This window comes from Microvirga sp. HBU67558 (assembly GCF_018069605.1).
Lineage (GTDB): Bacteria > Pseudomonadota > Alphaproteobacteria > Rhizobiales > Beijerinckiaceae > Microvirga > Microvirga terrae.
Map to the genome: position 1 here is coordinate 1 of NZ_JAGPUP010000022.1, position 237 is coordinate 237.

1 pseudogene is annotated in these 237 nt (G+C 63.3%); it reads left to right on the plus strand.

Annotated elements, in window-relative coordinates:
• Nucleotides 1–237: pseudogene (locus tag KBI52_RS00095) on the plus strand (circadian clock protein KaiC); the annotation flags it as partial.

The following is a 237-nucleotide window of genomic DNA, read 5'->3' on the forward strand; positions in this document are numbered from 1 at the left end:
CGATCTGGAGCTCGGCGAGACCGTGCGCATGGCGCTGGCGGAGATCGAGCGGGTCAAGCCGAGCCGGGTCGTGTTCGACTCGCTGTCGGAGATCCGGCTCCTGTCCCAAGGCTCCCTGCGTTACCGCCGGCAGGTGCTGGCGTTGAAGAGCTACTTCCTGCTCAATGACGCCACGGTTCTGATGCTCGACGACCTCACATCCGAGCAGGATGATCTCAACCTGCACTCCATCAGCCA